At 31.5% G+C, this 802-nt stretch carries 2 protein-coding genes and 1 pseudogene; 2 read left to right on the top strand and 1 reads right to left on the bottom strand.

Features of this window, described 5'->3' with window-relative positions; translation table 11 throughout:
* Positions 1–249 (top strand): annotated as a pseudogene (locus tag B3J44_RS03420) (LPS export ABC transporter ATP-binding protein); the annotation flags it as partial.
* 81 nt (positions 250–330) lie between these two features.
* Positions 331–552: a DUF5808 domain-containing protein gene (locus B3J44_RS03415; protein WP_286965800.1), complete on the top strand. Its 222-nt coding sequence runs from the start codon at positions 331–333 to the stop codon at positions 550–552.
* Positions 553–565: 13 nt separating this feature from the next.
* Here B3J44_RS03415 and B3J44_RS03410 read toward each other — a convergent pair.
* A partial coding sequence (locus B3J44_RS03410; protein WP_286965799.1) for a GH25 family lysozyme occupies positions 566–802 on the bottom strand: 237 nt, incomplete at its 5' end.

The raw sequence follows: 802 nt of genomic DNA, 5'->3' as shown, positions 1-802 counted from the left end.
GGAGTTGACCCTGTTGCGGTTGAGGATATTCAGCGAATTGTAGCGCAATTAAAAAACAAAAATATCGGAATCTTAATTACCGACCACAACGTTCAGGAAACATTAGCAATTACCGATAAAACATACTTAATGTTTGAAGGAGGAATTCTGAAAGCAGGAATTCCAGAAGAATTGGTAGAAGACGAAATGGTTCGTCGTGTTTATCTTGGACAAAACTTCGAGCTACGTAAAAAGAAACTTGAATTTTAAGAAAGTTATAATATATGAATGGTAAAAAGTAAATTTCTTTTTACCATTTTTTTTTAATCTAAGATTCTTAAATAGTTGCAAATGAAATCAGAAAAACCAACTCAGGAAGATTACGACAACTGGCACAAAGACCCAAAAAATTGGTATTTCTTCAATAGCTTTTATTATAACCCAAAAGACAAAAGATTACTTCCTCCGAAAAAGATTCAATGGATGGGCTATACAGTAAATTTTGCCAATCCATATTCTGTAATGCTTTTATTGCCTTTTGTAATAATTGTTATTTTGGTTTTATCAAATTAACCACTGAAGACTTTTATTCCACCGTAATAAAATGTAATTGTTCTAAATCGCCATTGTAAATATTAACATCAACACGGTGTTTGATTCCTGGGAGAGAAGCTTTTTCTGTAAATTGCCAGAACAACCAATCATCTTCAATTTTTTCTCTGTAAAAATTATAATTCGCAATCCAGAAAAGATATTCGCTAAATTCCTCTTTCAAGAAATCAGAATAATATCGTTCTCCTGAATAAATTATTGGACGAACTTG

Origin of the sequence: Flavobacterium sp. UBA4854 (assembly GCF_002399805.1) — a bacterium.
Taxonomy (GTDB): Bacteria; Bacteroidota; Bacteroidia; order Flavobacteriales; family Flavobacteriaceae; genus Flavobacterium; species Flavobacterium ginsengisoli.
Note: the sequence above shows the minus strand (reverse complement) of the source record. Positions and strands in the feature narration are given on the sequence as shown.